This window comes from Burkholderia thailandensis E264 (assembly GCF_000012365.1).
GTDB lineage: Bacteria > Pseudomonadota > Gammaproteobacteria > Burkholderiales > Burkholderiaceae > Burkholderia > Burkholderia thailandensis.
Map to the genome: position 1 here is coordinate 1,756,017 of NC_007650.1, position 16,624 is coordinate 1,772,640.

The 16,624-nt window shown below is 68.5% G+C and carries 15 protein-coding genes; all 15 read right to left on the bottom strand.

Going from position 1 to position 16,624, the window contains the following annotated elements; genetic code table 11:
- Nucleotides 1–46: 46 nt before the first annotated feature.
- Complete coding sequence (locus BTH_RS07620; RefSeq protein WP_025988605.1) at nucleotides 47–2,509, bottom strand: YadA family autotransporter adhesin; 2,463 nt, start codon at nucleotides 2,507–2,509, stop codon at nucleotides 47–49.
- Between the two features lie 565 nt (nucleotides 2,510–3,074).
- Nucleotides 3,075–4,481: an MFS transporter gene (locus BTH_RS07625; protein ID WP_009897307.1), complete on the bottom strand. Its 1,407-nt coding sequence runs from the start codon at nucleotides 4,479–4,481 to the stop codon at nucleotides 3,075–3,077.
- Nucleotides 4,482–4,515: 34 nt separating this feature from the next.
- On the bottom strand, nucleotides 4,516–5,763 hold the full coding sequence (locus BTH_RS07630; RefSeq protein WP_009897309.1) for an NAD(P)/FAD-dependent oxidoreductase: 1,248 nt from the start codon (nucleotides 5,761–5,763) through the stop codon (nucleotides 4,516–4,518).
- Complete coding sequence (locus BTH_RS07635; RefSeq protein ID WP_009897311.1) at nucleotides 5,756–6,721, bottom strand: VOC family protein; 966 nt, start codon at nucleotides 6,719–6,721, stop codon at nucleotides 5,756–5,758. The genes BTH_RS07630 and BTH_RS07635 overlap by 8 nt, the downstream gene beginning before the upstream one ends.
- A gap of 16 nt (nucleotides 6,722–6,737) precedes the next feature.
- Nucleotides 6,738–8,228 (bottom strand): aldehyde dehydrogenase, encoded by a 1,491-nt coding sequence (locus BTH_RS07640; protein ID WP_009897313.1) that lies wholly within the window; start codon nucleotides 8,226–8,228, stop codon nucleotides 6,738–6,740.
- 21 nt (nucleotides 8,229–8,249) lie between these two features.
- A complete protein-coding gene (locus tag BTH_RS07645; protein WP_009897315.1) occupies nucleotides 8,250–9,065 on the bottom strand; it encodes an aspartate dehydrogenase in 816 nt (271 codons plus the stop codon).
- The gene (locus tag BTH_RS07650) at nucleotides 9,058–10,731 is read right to left on the bottom strand and encodes a thiamine pyrophosphate-binding protein (protein WP_009897317.1); all 1,674 of its coding nucleotides are present in this window, start codon (nucleotides 10,729–10,731) and stop codon (nucleotides 9,058–9,060) included. Before BTH_RS07650 ends, BTH_RS07645 begins: the two co-directional genes overlap by 8 nt.
- A complete protein-coding gene (locus tag BTH_RS07655; protein WP_009897318.1) occupies nucleotides 10,724–11,521 on the bottom strand; it encodes an SDR family oxidoreductase in 798 nt (265 codons plus the stop codon). The genes BTH_RS07650 and BTH_RS07655 overlap by 8 nt, the downstream gene beginning before the upstream one ends.
- Nucleotides 11,518–12,372, bottom strand: coding sequence for an IclR family transcriptional regulator (locus BTH_RS07660; protein ID WP_009897321.1), 855 nt, complete (start codon nucleotides 12,370–12,372; stop codon nucleotides 11,518–11,520). Before BTH_RS07660 ends, BTH_RS07655 begins: the two co-directional genes overlap by 4 nt.
- A complete protein-coding gene (locus tag BTH_RS07665) occupies nucleotides 12,369–13,274 on the bottom strand; it encodes an alpha/beta fold hydrolase (protein ID WP_009900384.1) in 906 nt (301 codons plus the stop codon). The genes BTH_RS07660 and BTH_RS07665 overlap by 4 nt, the downstream gene beginning before the upstream one ends.
- A 16-nt stretch (nucleotides 13,275–13,290) precedes the next feature.
- Nucleotides 13,291–13,818 carry a cupin domain-containing protein gene (locus BTH_RS07670; RefSeq protein ID WP_009897327.1) on the bottom strand — a complete coding sequence of 176 codons (528 nt, stop codon included), beginning with the start codon at nucleotides 13,816–13,818 and terminating at the stop codon, nucleotides 13,291–13,293.
- 38 nt (nucleotides 13,819–13,856) lie between these two features.
- Entirely contained in the window at nucleotides 13,857–14,627 is a 771-nt protein-coding gene (locus tag BTH_RS07675; RefSeq protein WP_009897331.1) for an SDR family oxidoreductase, read from the bottom strand.
- Nucleotides 14,624–15,691, bottom strand: a complete 1,068-nt coding sequence (locus tag BTH_RS07680; protein ID WP_009897333.1) for an aromatic ring-hydroxylating oxygenase subunit alpha — start codon at nucleotides 15,689–15,691, stop codon at nucleotides 14,624–14,626. Before BTH_RS07680 ends, BTH_RS07675 begins: the two co-directional genes overlap by 4 nt.
- A gap of 34 nt (nucleotides 15,692–15,725) precedes the next feature.
- Nucleotides 15,726–16,037, bottom strand: a complete 312-nt coding sequence (locus BTH_RS07685) for a recombinase-like helix-turn-helix domain-containing protein (RefSeq protein WP_009897334.1) — start codon at nucleotides 16,035–16,037, stop codon at nucleotides 15,726–15,728.
- A 1-nt stretch (nucleotide 16,038) separates the two neighbouring features.
- Nucleotides 16,039–16,356 carry a non-heme iron oxygenase ferredoxin subunit gene (locus tag BTH_RS07690; protein WP_009897336.1) on the bottom strand — a complete coding sequence of 106 codons (318 nt, stop codon included), beginning with the start codon at nucleotides 16,354–16,356 and terminating at the stop codon, nucleotides 16,039–16,041.
- Nucleotides 16,357–16,624 lie beyond the last annotated feature (268 nt).

A 16,624-nucleotide genomic window follows, 5' to 3' on the forward strand; every position in this document is an offset into this window, starting at 1 on the left:
TCGTCCCCACGGACGGCCGTACGCCGGCCGCCGTACGCCACTCGCGTCACCACTGATAGCCTGCCCCGAGCACCGCGCCCGTGCCGCCGCGCGTGCTGGTCGTGAGCGAGCCCTTGTACAGCCACTTGCCGTTCTCGGAAATCGTCGATACACCGAGCGCGAAGCCTTGCTGCCCTTGCCACGTCGAGCCCGCGATCGCGACCATGCTCTTGCCCGGCGCGGTCGGCTGCGGCAAGCCTGCCACCGCCATCGCCGCCGCCACGCCGCCGTTCATCTCGCGCCGCAGATGGTCGACCTTCTGATCCGTGTACTGATTCGCCTGGCCGACCGCATTGCCGATGCCGCTGTTCAACTGGTTCACGTTCACCGCATCGGTGCCGTTCACGCCCGGCGCGACATTCGAGATCGTCCGCTCGTTGCCGACCGAGCCGACCGACACCGTATTCGGCGCGCTCGCGACCGAATTGGCGCCGAGCGCGACCGAGTTGTTGCCGGACGCCGACGCGCCGTCGCCGATCGCGACGCTGTTCGCGCCGGACGCGACGCTGCCGCTGCCCGCGGCGGTCGAGCCGATGCCGCTCGCCACGGGCGGCGTGTAGGTCGACGGATTGCCCGTGATCCACTGGCCCGACACGTTCTGCCCGGTGTTGTTTCCATTGCCCCCGTTGCTGCCCGAGTTCGAGCCGTTCGTGATGTTCTGGATCGACTGGTTCAGCTGCGCGATCGCGCCTTGCAGCTGGCCGACGTTCACCGCGTCCGTCGCCTGCGTGCCCGCCGCGACGTTGGTGATCTGGCGCAGCGATCCTTCGAGGCCGACCGATACCGCGCCGAATGCGGTCGTGAAGCTGCCGCCCGTGATCGGATCGGTGTACGTGCCGGCCGCGCGATTCGCCACCGACCCGGCGCCGAGCGCGACGCCGCCCGCGGTGTTGACCGATGCGTTCGCGCCGAGCGCGAGCGATCGTCCGCCCGTCGCCTGCGCGCCGCTGCCGAGCGCGACGTCGCCCGAGACCGCCGGATTGCCGCTCACGCCCGCCGTCGCGTTCGTGCCTTCGGCGATCGAATCGTTGCCGTAGGCGAGCGCGGCCGGCCCGACTGCGACGCTGTCAGTGCCCGCCGCCGTCGAATCGGGCAAGGTCGAATTCGCGTGGAAGTACTTGATCCCGCCGCCGTTCACCGCGTTGTCGATCGTGCTCGCGACCGCATACAGCTGGCTGCCGTTGACGGCGTCCGTCGACGTCGGCGTGATGCGCCCCGCCGCGACGTTCGTGATCTGGCGCTCGGCACCGGGTGCGCCGACGCTGACGACGCTCGTCGGATTCGCCCCTGCGAAGCCGGACAGGGTCAGCTGGCCGCCCGACGTCGTCGTGATCGTCGCGCTGCTGGTCGGGTTCGCCGCCGCAACCGTCGTACCGTTGCCAAGCGCGACCGAACCGTCGAGACCCGAGCCGATCGTCACGTTGCTGCCGAGCACGAACGCATTGTTCGCGTTGATCGTGTTGTTGTTGCCGAACGAATACGAACCCGTGCCCGTGACCGTCGACGGATCGCCGAACGCACCGGCGTTCGCGCCCGACACGACGTTGCCCGTGCCGATGCTGATCGACTGGCTGCCCGTTGCCTGCGCGCCGGAACCAATCGCGACGGCGTTGATGCCGCTTGCGCTCGCATAGCCGGACAGCGCGGTCGCGTTATTGACGCTCGTCGCGCCGCCGATCGCCACCGCGCCTTGCGCGGTCGCCTCGGCGCCGCCGCCGACCGCGACGGCGCCCGCACCCGACGCCTTCGAATACGAGCCCAGCGCGTTCGCGTAATACGCGGACGACGCGGCGCCTTCGCCCAGCGCCACGGCGCCGCTCGCCGTCGCGCTCGTGTAGCCGCCGAACGCATTCGGCGCGGACACGTGCAGCGGATCGCTGTTGTCACCCTGCGCGATCGAGTTAGCGCCGATCGCGATCGTGCCGATGTCTTCGCGGCCGGGGATCGATTGCCCCATGTCCTTCAGCGCCTGCGCGTTCGTGCCGATCGCGATGCTGAAGTCCGGCAGCGCCCGTGCGCTCGCACCGAATGCATTGCTGCCGTCGCCGGCTGCTTCCGCATAGGCGCCGAGCGCGGTGCCGATGCGCCCCTTCGCGGTCGCGTGATCGCCGTAGGCGGAGCTGCCCTCGCCGTTCGCATACGCGTAGTTGCCGACCGCCGTTCCGTACAGCAGCGCGCCCGCGCTGAAGGCCGGGTTGTAGAACGCCCACGAGCCGGTATTGCCGCCGGGGCCGGCATAGGCGTTAAAGCCCGCCGCATAGCTGACCTGCGCCACCGCGTCGGCCGCGATCCCGCCCATCGCCGCGCTCACCGCAAGCGACATCAGGCCGAGCTTCGCCCATGACGGGCGCGACCGGCCCGAGGCCGCATGACGCGCGGCGACGCCGGACGCCGCCGTGACGACTCGCGTCGTCGGACCCTTGCCATTCGATCCGGCAAATTCGGAAACCGCAATCAATTGGCCTCGCACCCGACTCCAGACAACATTGTAGATTTTGTTCACTCAATATCCCCTGTGAATTCAATTCGCACGGGCCGTCAGCAGGGTCATTTCCGAATGCGAAGTCCGCAGGACATCGCCGCCGAATACGAAATCATGCATCGCGATTAACTGTCAAAACCATTTATACGATTTCCCCAGCATCAATCGCAAACCCCGATCACGCCTCGCAGGCAGGGATATTAATAACTTTCCACTCCGTCAAACTTCAAATACTCAAAAACAGTAATCCATCGAACACTGCGGAAAGAATGTGAAAAGTGTAATCCAGCGAACATTACGCAAAGATTCGCACAATCCAATTCCGATTCACCAGTAAATGTTTTAAACCGGCCATTAATAAATCCCGAAAATACGACTTAGCGAATCCACGCGGAGGAGCGCCCGCGGCCGGCCGACGCCGAACCGCCGGATGCATCGGCGGACGCAACCGATGCATCTTTTCCGCCGCATTCCAAATGCACGCGCATAAAAAAACGGCCCGGAATATCCGGGCCGTTTCTGCCGCGCCACCGAACGTTGCGAAAATGCCGCGCTATGCCTCGAGTTTCTCGAGCACCTGCCCTTTTGTCTCGATGCCGACGAAATGCACGGTCAGCGCGGCAATGAGCGGCACCGCCGCGAGCAAATAGAACGCCGGGCTCAGATCGCCGCCGACGATCGCGTGCGGCACCACCATCGGCGCGACGAACGACGCAAGCTTCAGCCACGCGCTGCCGAGCCCGCAGCCGGCCGCGCGAATGCTCGTCGGATACTGCTCGGGCGTGTACACGTAGGACGTGATGAAGCCCGACGCCATCAGGCCGAGCGCGAACGAGCAGAACGTCGCGACGACGTACACCGACGACGCGTGATAGATCCCCGCGAACACGAGCGACAGCGCGCAGAGCACGAACGACCACACGATCACCGGCTTTCGGCCGACCGCGTCGACGGCAAGCGCCGAAACGAGCGAGCCCACGACGCCCATCACCGAGCCGATCACCGCGAGATTCAGCGCGAGCTGCAGCGGCGCGTGATAGAAGTCCTTGTAGATCGTCGGCAGCCAGGTCGAGAGCCCGTACTGGATGAACCCGCACGTGGCCCACAGCGTCGCGACCGCGAGCGTGCGCTTCAGATACGCGGGCCCGAACAGGTCGATCATGCGGCGCTTCGGATGGCTGCGCACGAGTGCGTCGAATTCGCTCGCGTGCGCGACGGGCGGCAGCGGGCCTTTCACCGAGGATTCGAACACGTGCAACGCGCGCCCCGCGTCATCGAGCCGCCCGCGCGACGCGAGCCAGCGCGGCGATTCCGGCACGAGCCGCACGAGCACGAGCGCGAGCAAGAGCGGCATTCCGCCGATGAAGTACATCACCTCCCAGCCGAAGCGCGGCACGAGCCATGCGCCGAGCGCCATCGACGCGAGCAGGCCGATCGGAAACACGATCTCGTACAGCAGCACGAAGCGCCCGCGCCCGTGCGCGCGCGTGATTTCGTTGATGTAAGTCGCGGCGACCGGCAACTCGCCGCCAAGGCCAAGCCCCTGAACGATCCGCAGCAACACGAATGCTTCGAATGTCGAAGCGAATCCGCACGCAATGCTCGTCACGCCGATCACGGCCGAACTCCACGCGATCGCGCGCACGCGGCCGTGCTTTTCCGCGAGCGCCGGAAACAGGAACGCGCCGAGCAACTGCCCGATCGCGCCGGAGGCGATCAGCATCCCGACCTGATTCGGCGACAGCCCCCATTTGTGGATCAGCAGCGGCAGCGTCGCCGCGATCGTGATCACGTCGAAGCCGTCGAAGAAGGTCGCGGTGCCGATCAGCACGCGCGCGCGGATCTGCATCGCGTTCGCGGGCAGCCGCTCGAGGCGTGCGATGATCGCTCCGGGTGTCGCGGCGCCCGCCGCCGCGGCGGCCGCGGGCGAGCCCGCGATCGCGGTTTCCAGTGTGCTCATGCGTGTGTTCTCCTCCATGTAGTCGTTCTCGTGGTCAGGCAAGCGCCCTTGTCGTATCCGCCAGCGCGGCGACGTCGATCGCGCGCCCTTGATTCATCCATTTGCGCGCGAGCTTCAGCTCGCGCGCCGAGTTGATCGCGATCACGCCGCGCAGCGCGCCGTGCGTTACGAAGAACAGCGTCGCGCGTTTGGCCGCGATGTCGCCGCGAACGACGAGTTGCGCGTCCGCGGGCAGATCGCCGAGGATCTGCAGGTTCACGTCGTATTGATCGGACCAGAACCACGGAATCTCCGCATACGGCGCACGCACGCCCAGCACTGCCTTCGCAGCCGCAATCGCCTGGTTCTGCGCGTTCGCCCACGATTCGAGCCGCACGCGGCGCTTGAGCCATGCGTTCGGATGGTTCGCGACGTCGCCGCACGCGAAGATCGCCGGATCGCTCGTCGCCCCGTATTCGTCGACGACGATGCCGTCGTCGACGTGCAAGCCCGCTTCGGTCGCGAGCGACGTGTTGAGCGCGAGACCGATCCCCGCGACCGCGAAGTCGGCGTCGACGGCGGTGCCGTCGGCAAGCGTCGCGCGCACGCGGTTCGCGTCGGCGGGATGCGCGCCGAGCGACGCGAGCGACGCGTTCAGCCGTATGTCGACGCCGTTCGCGCGGTGCAATTCGAGCAGGAAGTCGGACACCGCGCCCGGCACCGAACGCGCGCAAAGGCGCGGCGCGCCCTCGACGACGACCGCGTCGACGCCGAGCTTGCGCGCGGTCGCCGCCACTTCGAGCCCGATCCAGCCGCCGCCGATCACAAGCACGCGGCGGCTCGCGCGCAGCCGCTCGCCGAGCGCAACCGCTTCATCGAGCGTGCGCAGATAGTGAAGACGAGGCGTTGCGACGATCGCATCCGGCAGACGTCGCGGCGCGCCGCCGGTCGCGATCACGAGCCTGTCGTATTCGATCTCGCGGCCCGACGCGGCGCGCACGACGCGCCGCGCGCGATCGATCGACACCGCGCGCTCCGGCTGCCACGCTTCGACGCCGAGCGCGCCGAATTCGTCGGGCTGCACGACGCGCACGGTCGAGATGTCGGCCTCGCCCGCGAGCACCGCCTTCGACAGCGGCGGCCGCTCGTACGGCAGATGCGCTTCGTCCGCGATCATCACGATGCGTCCGGCAAAGCCCTCGCCGCGCAATGTCTTCATCACCCAGCCCGCCGCCTGCCCGCCGCCGATCACGACGACGGTGCGCGGCGCGGCGCTCGCATCGGCACTCGCTTGCTCAGTCATCTTTGCGCTCCGTCATGAACCTGCCCTCCGGCGCCTGCGCGTTCTTTTGCCTGCGCGTGTTGCCGTCGAGACCGCCGTCGATCGCCCACTCGGCGAACACGGTCGGGCCCGGCTCGAACTCGCGCGGCTGCCATGCGGGCGTCAGCATGTCCTCGTCCGCGTAATACTCGATGAGGCCGCCCGCCGGATTGCGGAAATACCAGAAGTACGCGGACGACACCGGATGCCGCCCCGGCCCGAGCTGCGTCTGCCAACCGCAACGGCTCACGTGCATCCCGCCGCCGAACACTTCGTGGATGTCGCGCACCGTGAACGCGACGTGGTTCAGGCCGCGCTTGGCCGTAGGCAGCGCGAGCAGGAACAGGTCGTGATGGCCGCCGTGCGGCGCGCAGCGCATGAACGCGCCGCGGCCCGGATAGCGATCCGACGTCTCGAAGCCGAGCAGTTCGTGATAGAACGCCTCCTGCTCGGCGAGCCGGTTCGTGAAGAACACGACATGGCCGACCTCGATCGGCTCCGCGCGCTCGTAGATCGCGGCGGGTTGGTCGACGCGCAGCGTTTCGCCCCACACGTTCGGCAGCGAGCCCTTCACGTCGATCGCGCGCTTGCGCGTGACCTCGATGCGGATCGCCATGCCGTTCGGATCGATGCAGCCGATCGCGTCGTCGGTCTCGTAGTGGCCCGGCTGGCCGGCGAGCCTGCCGCGCAGCGCGTCGAGCTCCGCCTTCGCGCCGACGCCCCACGTGACCTCGCGCAGCGTCGGGCCCGCCTCGAAAGCGGGCGGCAGAGACGGATCGCGTGCGTCGACGACGCGCACCGTGCAACCGTTCATCGTCTCGAAGCGCACGTGCGCTTCGTCGCGCGCGACCTCTTTCAAGCCCCAGTCCGCAAAGAAACGGCGGCACGTCGCGAGATCGGTCACGCCGTAGGTAATCTGTTCGATGCCGAGAATGCTCATGCGATGCTCCTCTCCGTCAGTTCGCCCACGGCAGCGGCGAATCGTTCAAGCCCCAGTAGAGGCTCTTCTGCTGCATGTACTCGCGAATCCCGAGGCTGCCTTTCTCGCGCCCCATCCCGCTTTCCTTCCAGCCCGAAAACGGCGTCGAGATCGAGAACTGCTTGTACGTATTGATCCACACGGTGCCCGCGTCGAGCGCGCGCGCGACGCGCCATGCGCGCTTGTAGTCGCGCGTCCAGATGCCGGCCGCGAGCCCGAATACGCTGTCGTTCGCCTCGGCGACGAGCGCCGCCTCATCGTCGAACGGCAGCGCAACGAGCACCGGCCCGAAAATTTCTTCCCGGCAAATCCGCGCGCGGTTCGACAGGCCGTCGAGAATCGTCGGCAGGTAGAAGAAACCCGCGTCGCGGCCCTCGCCCGTCGGCCGCTCGCCGCCGCACAGCACGCGTGCGCCTTCGTCGCGGCCGAGCGCGACGTAACGCTCGACCGTGTCGCGATGCTGCGCGGTGATGAGCGGGCCCATCTGCGTGCGCTCGCTCGCCGGATCGCCGACGCGCAGCTTGCGCGCCGCGTCGACGAGGCGCGCGACGAACGCGTCGTAGATCGAGCGCTGGACGAACAGGCGCGAGCCCGCGATGCACGATTCGCCCGACGAGCTGAAGATGCCGTACAGCACGCCGTTGACCGCGTGGTCGAGATCGGCGTCGCCGAACACGATCGTCGGCGACTTGCCGCCCAGCTCGAGCGACAGCGGCATCAGCTTCTCGGCCGCGAGCCGCGCGATCCCGCGGCCCACTTCGGTGCCGCCCGTGAACGACACCTTCTTCACGAGCGGATCGCGCACGAGCGCGTCGCCGATCACCGAGCCCTTGCCCGGCAGCACCGAGATCACGCCGCGCGGCACGCCCGCCTGCTCGCAGAGGCGCGCGAGCGCGAGCGACGCGAGCGGCGTCACCTCGGCCGGCTTCAGCACGACCGCGTTGCCGGCCGCGAGCGCGGGGCCGAGCTTCTGCGCATCGGACGCGATCGGCGAATTCCACGGCGTGATCGCCGCGACGACACCGAGCGGCTCGTGCACGCTCATCGACAGATAGTCGCCGCGCGACGGCGTCAGCGCCTCGTCGAGCGTCTCCGCGCACGCGGCGAAATAGCGGAAGGTATTCGCCGCGCTCGCGACGAGCGCGCGCGTCTCGTTGATCGGCTTGCCGTTGTCGCGCCGCTGCAGTTGCGCGAGCGCCTCGCGATTCGCGTGAATCAGATCGGCGACGCGGTACAGCACGCCCGCGCGCTGATGCGGCTTCAAGCCCGACCAGTTCGCTCGGCGCCACGCGGCGTCGGCCGCCTCGACCGCCTCGCGCGTGTCGGCCGCGTCGGCCATGTGGATCTCCGTGTTGAGCGAGCCGTCGGCCGGATAGAAGTTCGGCGTCGTCGCGCCGCGGCCGCGCCGCCACTCGCCGCCGATCAGAATGTCGCCCGACGGCACCAGGGAAGAATCGAATGCAGTCATGATGATGGGTGTCCTAACCGTTCAGATCACGCAGTGCGACGCGCGGTTGCGCAGCGCGCGGATCGCGCTGAACGCCGTCAGCGCGGACGTTTTCGGGTTATCCGGCAGCGGCTTGCCGCTCATCTCGATCGACATCTCGCCGAACGCGCCGCGCGCGACGACCCGGTGCACGTTGCGCGTGACGGCCGGATCGGCGATCAGGCGCACTTTCGTCGCATCCAGCCCGACGCCCGCAAGCGCGACCGTCGCCGCGACGTTCGCGTTCTTCGGATAGAGCCGCGCCGCATCGCGCGCGCTGCCTTCGAAGATCGTCTGCTCGGCCGTCATCGCGCGCAGATCGCAGAGCGCCTCGGCCGGCGTGCCGAGCCAGCCGAGCGGCGGCTTGCGGCCGATGTACTGCACTTCGTCGAGGCCGCCCTGCTTCGCGGCCGCGAGCGCGTCGACGCCGCCGATCGCGCCCGACAGCAGCGTGAGCGTCGCGCCGCCTTCGTCGGCCGCTTCCGACAGCGCGTCGAGCAGCGCGAGGTCGGACAGCGCGCCGATCGACGCGACCGCGCAATCGGTGCCCGCCCTCAGGAGCGGCACCACGTGGTCGACGAGCGCGCCATGCCCCGCGCACTCGAGCGCGAACTGCGGACGGTATGCGAGCGCGTCGACCGACGACACGACGTCGACGCGCTCGCCGAGCGCGCCGCGCACCGCATCGCATTGGTGCTCGGGCACGATCACGTGTGCGACGCGCAGCGCGGCGTCGTGCTCGACCGCGCGATAGACGGCCGCGCCGATCGCGCCGAAGCCGATCATCGCGACGTCGACGGGAGCGTGAGCGTTACGCATACTGACGCTCCGCGGGCGTGTCCTTCTTGACGGGCGGCCCCGCGAACGCGGCCGCGAACGAACCGACCGACAACATGTCGACCTCGACGAGCACCGGGCCTTCGTGCGCGAGCCCCTCGCGAACGATGCGCTCCGCGTCGTCGAGCGACGTGATCCGGTGATGCGCGAGCTTCAGGCTCGCGCAGAACTGCGCGAAATCCGGCTGATGCAGATCGACGTAGCAGCGGCGGCCGCCGTACTGCGCGTCCTGGATGTTGCGGATCACGCCGTAGCACTGGTCGTTCATCAGCACGATCATCACGTTCGCGTTTTCCTGCACGGCGGTCGCGAGCTCGCCGACGTTGACCATCAGGCCGCCGTCGCCGACGAGGCACACAGTCTTCGCCGCCGCGCCGGCGAGCGCCGCGCCGATCGCCATCTGCATCCCCTGCCCGATCCCGCCGCCCAGCGCATGCACGCCCGCGCGCGGCTCGAAGATCCTGAGCAGGCGGTTGCCCCACGTGCTGTTCGAGATCGTCACGTCGCGCACCCAGTTGTAGTCGCGGCCAAGCGCCTGCTGCAGCGTGTCGACGAGGCGCTTGTACGGGCCGAGCCCCTTGCCGACTTCGGCGACGGCCGCCTCCCGCGCGGCCGCGAGATCGTCGGCGAAGCGCGGATCGACGGCGAGCTTGCCTTCGAGCCGGTCGGCGAGCTCGGCGAGCACGCGCTTCGCATCGCCGTGCACGAACAGATCGTTGCGATAGCCGCGGTTGTCGGCGAGCGCGTCGGCATCGACGCGGAACAGCGGGCTCGGCAGCGCGAGCTTGTACTTCAGCGTCTCGTTGCCGCGCAGCCGCGAACCCACCACGACGAGCGCGTCGCACGTCTTGTAGAAGCGCTCGACGGCCGCGTGCACGTTGAATGCGCCGAGCGTCGCCGGATGATCCTCGGGCAGCACGCCGCGCCCCTGTACGCTCGTGACGACGCCGAAGCCGAGCGCGACGAGCCGCTCGACTTCCGCGCGCGCGTGCCGCGCGCCGCCGCCGAGCCACAGCAGCGGCCGGCGCGCGTTCGCGAGACGCTCGGCGAGCTGCGCGACGCGCGCGCTATCGTGCTCGCGCACCGCGACGTGCGGCGGCGCGAGGTCGTCCGGCCACTCGATCTCGGCCGCCTGGATGTCGATCGGAATCTCGACCGACACGGGGCCGCTCGGTGCGGTCATCGCGACACGCACCGCCTCGCGGATCGTCGGCAGCACGGTTTCGACCGTGCGCACGCGATACGCGGCCTTCGAGATCGCGTTGAGCATCGACAGTTGATCCGGCGCTTCGTGGATGTACGCGAGATCCTGATCGAGATAAGGCGTCTCGATCTGCCCGGTGATGTGCACGAGCGCGGTGCCGGCCGTCAGCGCCTCGACCATCGCGCCCGCCGCGTTGCCCGCCGCGGTGCCCGTGCTCGTGAACGCGACGCCGAGCCCGCCCGACACGCGCGCGAGGCCGTCTGCCATGTTGACGGCGCCCGCCTCGCCGCGCGCGCCGACGTAGCGGATCTTGCCGCGGGTATGGATCGCGTCGAGGATCGGCATGTTGTGAATCGAGATCACGCCGAAGGCGGTTTTCACGCCGCATTGTTCGAGGAAGGCGGCAATCAGCTCGCCGACCGTGGTCGTGGTTTTGTTAGACATGGCGTGCAAAGCCTCCTGATACGTCGATATGGCTGCCCGTCGTGTACGACGACAGATTCGTTGCTAGATAAAAGAGCGCCCACGCGGCCTCGCCGGGCCGGCCGAAACGCGCAAGCGGAATGTTCTTCTTCGCGGCGAGCGCGGCCGTCCACGCTTCCCACGATTCGCCCGGTGCGGCCTGCGCGTCGTAACGCCGCCGCCACTGTCCCGATTCGACGATGCCGATCAGGATCGAGTTGACGCGGATGCGCTCGGGCGCAAGCTCGTTCGCGAGCGATTTGACGAGGCTCAGCACGCCCGCGCGCGCCGACGACGTCGCGACCATGTGCGGCTCCGGCTGCAGCGCGAGCAGCGAGTTCACGCAGGTAATCGTCGGCGCGACCGACGCGCGCAGCAGCGGCAGGAACGCGCGCGTCGGACGGACGACGCTGAAGTACTTCAGTTCGAGCTCGTCGCGCCACGCGTCGTCCGTCGTGTCCGCGAACGTCGACACGCGCCCCTGGCCCGCGTTGTTGACGAGCATGTCGGCGCCGCCGAAGCGCTCGGCGACAGCCTGCGCGAACGCATTCACGTCGGCCTCGTCGAGCACGTCGCAGCGCGCGGCGAGCACGCGCTCGCGCGGAAACTGCTGCGCGAGCCGCGCTTGCGCGCTCGCGAGCCGCTCGTCGCTGCGGCCGCATATCGCGACCGACGCGCCCGCGCGCAAGAAAAGCTCGGCGCTCGCGTAGCCGATTCCGGACGAGCCGCCCGTCACCACCGCGACCTGCCCGCTCAAATCGATCTGGATCATCGCAATCCCAATGCCTTCAAGTAGGTGTTTTCGTCGTCGGACCGGTAATTGAGCCGCCGAGACAGCTCGGCCGCCGCACGCACGACCTTGTCGATCAGCCCGTCGGCGACGAGCGACGCATCGATCTCCGGCCTCGGCACCGTCACCGTGACGACTGCGACGATCCGGCTCGCCTCGTTGCGCACGGGCGCCGTGACGACCGAGATGTCGCGCTCGAACGCCGAGTTGCCGATGCCGTAGCCGCGGCGCGCGTCGGCACGGATCACGTCGAACAGCGCATCGACGGTCTCGGGCGTCGCCTTCGTCACGCGTTCGAGCGCCCGCTCCGGATACAGCGTGCGCAACTCCGCGAGCGTCAGGTCGCCCATCAGCACGTGGCCGTGCGTCGTCGCGTGCGCGGGCAGGCGCGTGCCGACGTTCACCCGCACCGAGCCGAACGCGTGCCCCGCGTTTTGCGCCTTTGCGACGAACACGACATCGCGGCCGTCGCGGATCACGATGTGCGCAGTGAAGCCTGTCGCGTCGCGCAAGCCCTCGATCACCGGCAAACCGAGATCGGTCAGCTCGAGCGAGCTCAGGTATTCGAAGCCGAGGCGCAGCACCGCGACGCCGAGGCGATAGTTGCGATCCTTGTCCGCGCGCTCGAGAAAGCCCAGCGATTCGAGCGTCTGCAGCAGACGGAACACCGTCGTGCGCGGAATGCCGAGCCGCTTCGACAGCTCCGGCGCGCCGAGCACTGGCTCGCGCGGCGAGAACTCGGCGAGGATCCGCAGCCCGCGCTCGAGCCCAGGCACGACGTAGTTCGAATCGTTACGCGCGTCGTCGGCGTCCTTCAGCAGCGGCTCGCTCATGCCGCACCTCGCGATCCGTCGCATTGACGGCAAAATGCGTCGATCAACGCGTTGTATGCATCCGGCGCTTCGACATAGCCGGCATGGCCCGCGCGCGGGATCACCTGCAACCCGGCGCCCGCTGCCCGCGCGATCCGCTCGCACGCGGCGGGCGGCGTGATCGTATCGTCGGCGCCGACCGCGACCGCGACGCGGCCGCGATAATGCGCGAGATCGGACGCGAGGTCCGCGTTCGCGAGCAGGTGCGTCGCCTGCGCATAGCCGGCGGGCACGATGCGCGCCATGTTCCAGCGCACCCACGCGCGCGCGGCGTCGCTCGCCTGCGCGGACAGCATGTTTGCGCTGCGCTCGGCGGCGAGCCCTTGCGGGCCGAGCGACGCGAGCAGCGCGAGGCGGCTGTCGCGCCGCTCGGCCCGCACGTCGGCGGGTGCGCCGCCGTAGCCGCCCGCCGGAGAAATCAGCAGCAATCCCGAAAGACGCTCGCCCGCTTGCCGCGCGAACGCGCCGGCGACGATCGCGCCGAGCGAATGGCCGACGAGCACGCAGCGTTCGATCCGCAGCGCGTCGAGCCACGCGGCGAGCGACGCCGCGTAGTCGGATGCGACAGGCGAATCGGCCGCGACGCGCGACGAGACGCCATAGCCCGGCGCGTCCCACGCGAGCGCGCGACGCGTCGCGCCGAGCGCATCGAGTTGACGCACCCACGACGCCGCACCCGATCCGATCCCGTGCAGCAACACGACGGGATCGCGCCCGGCATGCGCTGCGTACGCTGCGCCCGCTTCGCGATAGCCGATCGTACGCGCGCCGCCTGCGGCCGCGCGCCGCTCGGCAAAGCGTTCGAGCAGCGCGGCGAACGGCGTCGCGCTCGCATCGGTAGTCGTCGTGGAGATTGCGCTCATCGTCGTCGCCCGTGCATCAGCGCTTGATCTTCGCGAGCGGCGAATCCGGCGGATACGTCGGCGTGATCGGCTTCGGCGAGCCGAGCATCACGCACATCAGCGCGTCTTCCTCGCCGACGTTGATTTCGGTCCGATAGACGCCGGGCGGCACCGAGATCAGGTCGCGTTCGCCGAGCACCGCTTCCCACGTCTCGCCGTCGCGCTCGCAGATCACCTTCATCTTGCCGCGCAGCACGAAGAAGATCTCCTCGACGTCGATATGAATGTGGCTCGGGCCGACGTTGCCGGCCGGAATCACCATCGTCGAAAACGTGAAGCCGCCCGCGGGCACCGTGTTCGCGTCCTTCGCGACGCCCGTGCCGCCCGTGCCCACGTAGCGCATTTGCGCACGGCGGTATTTCGGATCGAAATCGGCCTGGAATTTCAGCGCGTCCCAGTCGTAACGGCGCGTCTCGAAGCGCGCGACGCGCCCGTCCATCCATTCGGCGAAGCTCTCGCCCGCCGGCTGGTCCCACGATTTACGCTCGATATCGGCGTCCGCCATCGTCATCTCCTTCAAGAGTGCTAAGTGCTAACAATCGATCAATGCATCACGAAGCCGCCGTTCACGGGCAGCAGTTGCCCCGTGACGAAGCGTGCGGCGTCGGACAGCAGGAACAGCGCCGGCCCGGTCACGTCGGCCGGCGTTTGCGCGCGCGGCAGCGCGCGGCCCTGCAGGTAATACTGGTGGCGTTCGGCGGGCACGTAGGCGGTCGCCTCGACTTCGGTCAGGCCCGGCGCGATCGCGTTGACCGTCACGCCCTGCTCGCCGAACTCGCGCGCGAGCGCGTGCGTCATCGCGATCACCGCGCCCTTGCTCGCGACATAGGCGAGCAGCTTCGGCGCGCCCCACAACGCGGTGTCGGACGCGAGATTCACGATCGCGCCGCGCCCCGAGCGCACGAGATGCGGCAGCGCCGCGTTGCACGCGAGCCAGACGCCGCGCACGTTGACGTTCATCACCGAGTCCCACATGCCGATCGAAAGCTCGGCCGCGCGCTTGCCGCCCGAATTCGTGATCGCCGCGTTATTGACGAGGCCGTCGATGCCGCCGAGCACGCGTGCGCCTTCGTCGACGAAGGCGGCGACGCTTGCCGGCTCCGCGAGGTCGAGCGCGACGAAATGCGCGTCGTGGCCCGCATCGCGCAAACGCTGCGCGAGCGCGCGGCCTTGCGCGTCGAGCACGTCGCCGAACGCGACCTTCGCGCCCGCCGCGACGAGCGCCTCGACGAACGCCGCGCCGAGCCCGCGCGCACCGCCCGTGACGAGCACGCGGCGGCCCGCGAGCGCGATCGCCTGCATGGGCGCGCTCATGCGCGCTCCGCCGCGTCGGCCTGCGCCGCGCGATGCGCGTCGAGCGCGGCGAGATGCTCTTGCGCGCGCTGGCGCAGCATCCGCCGCACGCGCGTGATGCCGACGTCGTGCTGATACAGGTACTCGTGGTCGCGCGCATTCGGCGCCATGCTCTCGAGCACGTAGCGGTCTTGCTCGAGCACCGCCCAGTGCAGCCCTTCGAGGCGGTTGCGATACAGGAAGCGCCACACGTCGCGCTGCCAGCCGGCGACCTTGCGGGTGCGCCAGAAATAGACCTGGCAGTGATCGTCGTCGATCGGCGTCGCAAAGCCGACGATGCCGAAGCTGCCGCCCGGGCCGAACTTGCGCTGATACGGAATCGCGAGGCGCAGCCAGAGGCAGCCCGTCTCGCCGAGCTCGACCCAGTCGAAGTTCACGTCGCGCTGGTTGACCTTCTCGAACATCAGGCCCGTCTCGGTCTTGCGCACGCGCATGTCGGCCTGCTTGTCGCCTTCGGCCATCGAATGCGACGTCGCGTGCAGATACGCGCCGTGCATCGGGTCCATCACGTTGTCGATCGCATACTGGTAATTGCAGGTCCAGTTCGACACGCAGACGAACTGCGCATACCCGGGCGCGACGAGCTCGTCGGGCAGCACGAGCGGCGCGGGCTCGCGATGCGCGTCGTCGCCGAACCACAGGAAGATCGCGCCGGCACGCTCCTCGACCGGGTACGACCTCACGCACGCCTGCCCTTCGAGCGGACAGTTCGACACGGCCGGCACCTTCGTCACGGTGCCGCCGCCGTTCACCTCGACGCCGTGATACCAGCACGCGACACGATCGCCGAGATTCCAGCCGAGCGACAGGCGCGCGCCGCGGTGCGGGCAGCGATCCTCCAGCGCATGCACGTTGCCTTCCCGATCGCGCCACAGCACGATCTGTTCGGACAACCGAGTGATGCCGACGGGCGCGCTCGACACCTGCCAGCTCGGCGCGACGGGATACCAGTAGTTGCGGATGCCGCGGTCGAGATACGCGCGCACCGGATCGGCGCCGGGATTCGTTTGGTCGGAAGACGTCATCTGTTTGCTCCGGAAGCGTTTGAGGGCGGCTGCGTCATTCGGCGAGCGCGGCGAGTTCCGCGCAGAAGCGCTCGGCGGTCCACTCCGCGCCGTCGGGCGCGCGAAAGCCGAGGCGGTTCAGGCCCGCGACGACGTCGGCAAGCTCGGTCGCTCCACCTTCGAACACGCGCTCGAGCGCGTCGCCGAGATCGTTCTCGTACTGCGTCGGCTCGGCCTTGCGCGTCTGCCACACCAGATTCGGCATCTGCCCGGGGATCTCGATCTGCCCCTTGCCCGCGACGTTGTTCGGCTGCGGCGCACGCCACGGCGTGAGGAAAGGGTTGAAGTTCACGGTCGTCTCGTTCATGTCATTCCACCTTGATCTGGATTTCCTCGCCGGCGAGCCGCACCGCGTACGTCTTCAGCGCGCGCCCGCCCGGCCCTTTCAGGCACTGGCCGGTCTTGATGTCGAACACGGCCTCGTGCAACGGGCACTCGACCGTGCCGTCGTCGACGAAGCCTTGCGTGAGAAGCGCATACGCATGCGGACAGACGTTCTCGAGCGCGTACACGTCGTCGCCGACTCGATAGATCCCGATCTCGACGCCATCGGTGCGCTTGAACTCGATCGGCGAATCCTCGGACAACGCGCCGGCGTGTCCGGCGCAAACCCATTGTTCAGACATCTCACACCCTTCCTTCAAGTCGATCCGCTTATTTGTTCCAAATACGGAACATCAGTTTATGGATGGTGATTATAGGAGCACCGTTCGAAGATCAAAATAAAAAGCCGCGACTCCTAGGGAAAATACCGAGACGGTGTTTCCGCCCGATGCCCGGCAACCCAGACGGAACGGGCACGGAACGGAAATTTCGGGTTTTCCCTCGTCCTTTCAAAGCCTTGGCGACATGCCTTCGGACAAATCGCGGGCCCCGCCTCGATTCGAAAATTTA

Excerpts from the sequence above, each read along its gene's own strand:
- BTH_RS07630 (WP_009897309.1), bottom strand. The coding sequence starts at position 5,763 with ATGACTGAGCAAGCGAGTGCCGATGCGAGCGCCGCGCCGCGCACCGTC.
- BTH_RS07680 (WP_009897333.1), bottom strand. The coding sequence starts at position 15,691 with ATGACGTCTTCCGACCAAACGAATCCCGGCGCCGATCCGGTGCGCGCG.
- BTH_RS07655 (WP_009897318.1), bottom strand. The coding sequence starts at position 11,521 with ATGATCCAGATCGATTTGAGCGGGCAGGTCGCGGTGGTGACGGGCGGC.
- BTH_RS07640 (WP_009897313.1), bottom strand. The coding sequence starts at position 8,228 with ATGACTGCATTCGATTCTTCCCTGGTGCCGTCGGGCGACATTCTGATC.
- BTH_RS07660 (WP_009897321.1), bottom strand. The coding sequence starts at position 12,372 with ATGAGCGAGCCGCTGCTGAAGGACGCCGACGACGCGCGTAACGATTCG.
- BTH_RS07685 (WP_009897334.1), bottom strand. The coding sequence starts at position 16,037 with ATGAACGAGACGACCGTGAACTTCAACCCTTTCCTCACGCCGTGGCGT.
- BTH_RS07635 (WP_009897311.1), bottom strand. The coding sequence starts at position 6,721 with ATGAGCATTCTCGGCATCGAACAGATTACCTACGGCGTGACCGATCTC.
- BTH_RS07690 (WP_009897336.1), bottom strand. The coding sequence starts at position 16,356 with ATGTCTGAACAATGGGTTTGCGCCGGACACGCCGGCGCGTTGTCCGAG.
- BTH_RS07675 (WP_009897331.1), bottom strand. The coding sequence starts at position 14,627 with ATGAGCGCGCCCATGCAGGCGATCGCGCTCGCGGGCCGCCGCGTGCTC.
- BTH_RS07645 (WP_009897315.1), bottom strand. The coding sequence starts at position 9,065 with ATGCGTAACGCTCACGCTCCCGTCGACGTCGCGATGATCGGCTTCGGC.
- BTH_RS07650 (WP_009897317.1), bottom strand. The coding sequence starts at position 10,731 with ATGTCTAACAAAACCACGACCACGGTCGGCGAGCTGATTGCCGCCTTC.
- BTH_RS07625 (WP_009897307.1), bottom strand. The coding sequence starts at position 4,481 with ATGAGCACACTGGAAACCGCGATCGCGGGCTCGCCCGCGGCCGCCGCG.
- BTH_RS07670 (WP_009897327.1), bottom strand. The coding sequence starts at position 13,818 with ATGGCGGACGCCGATATCGAGCGTAAATCGTGGGACCAGCCGGCGGGC.
- BTH_RS07665 (WP_009900384.1), bottom strand. The coding sequence starts at position 13,274 with ATGAGCGCAATCTCCACGACGACTACCGATGCGAGCGCGACGCCGTTC.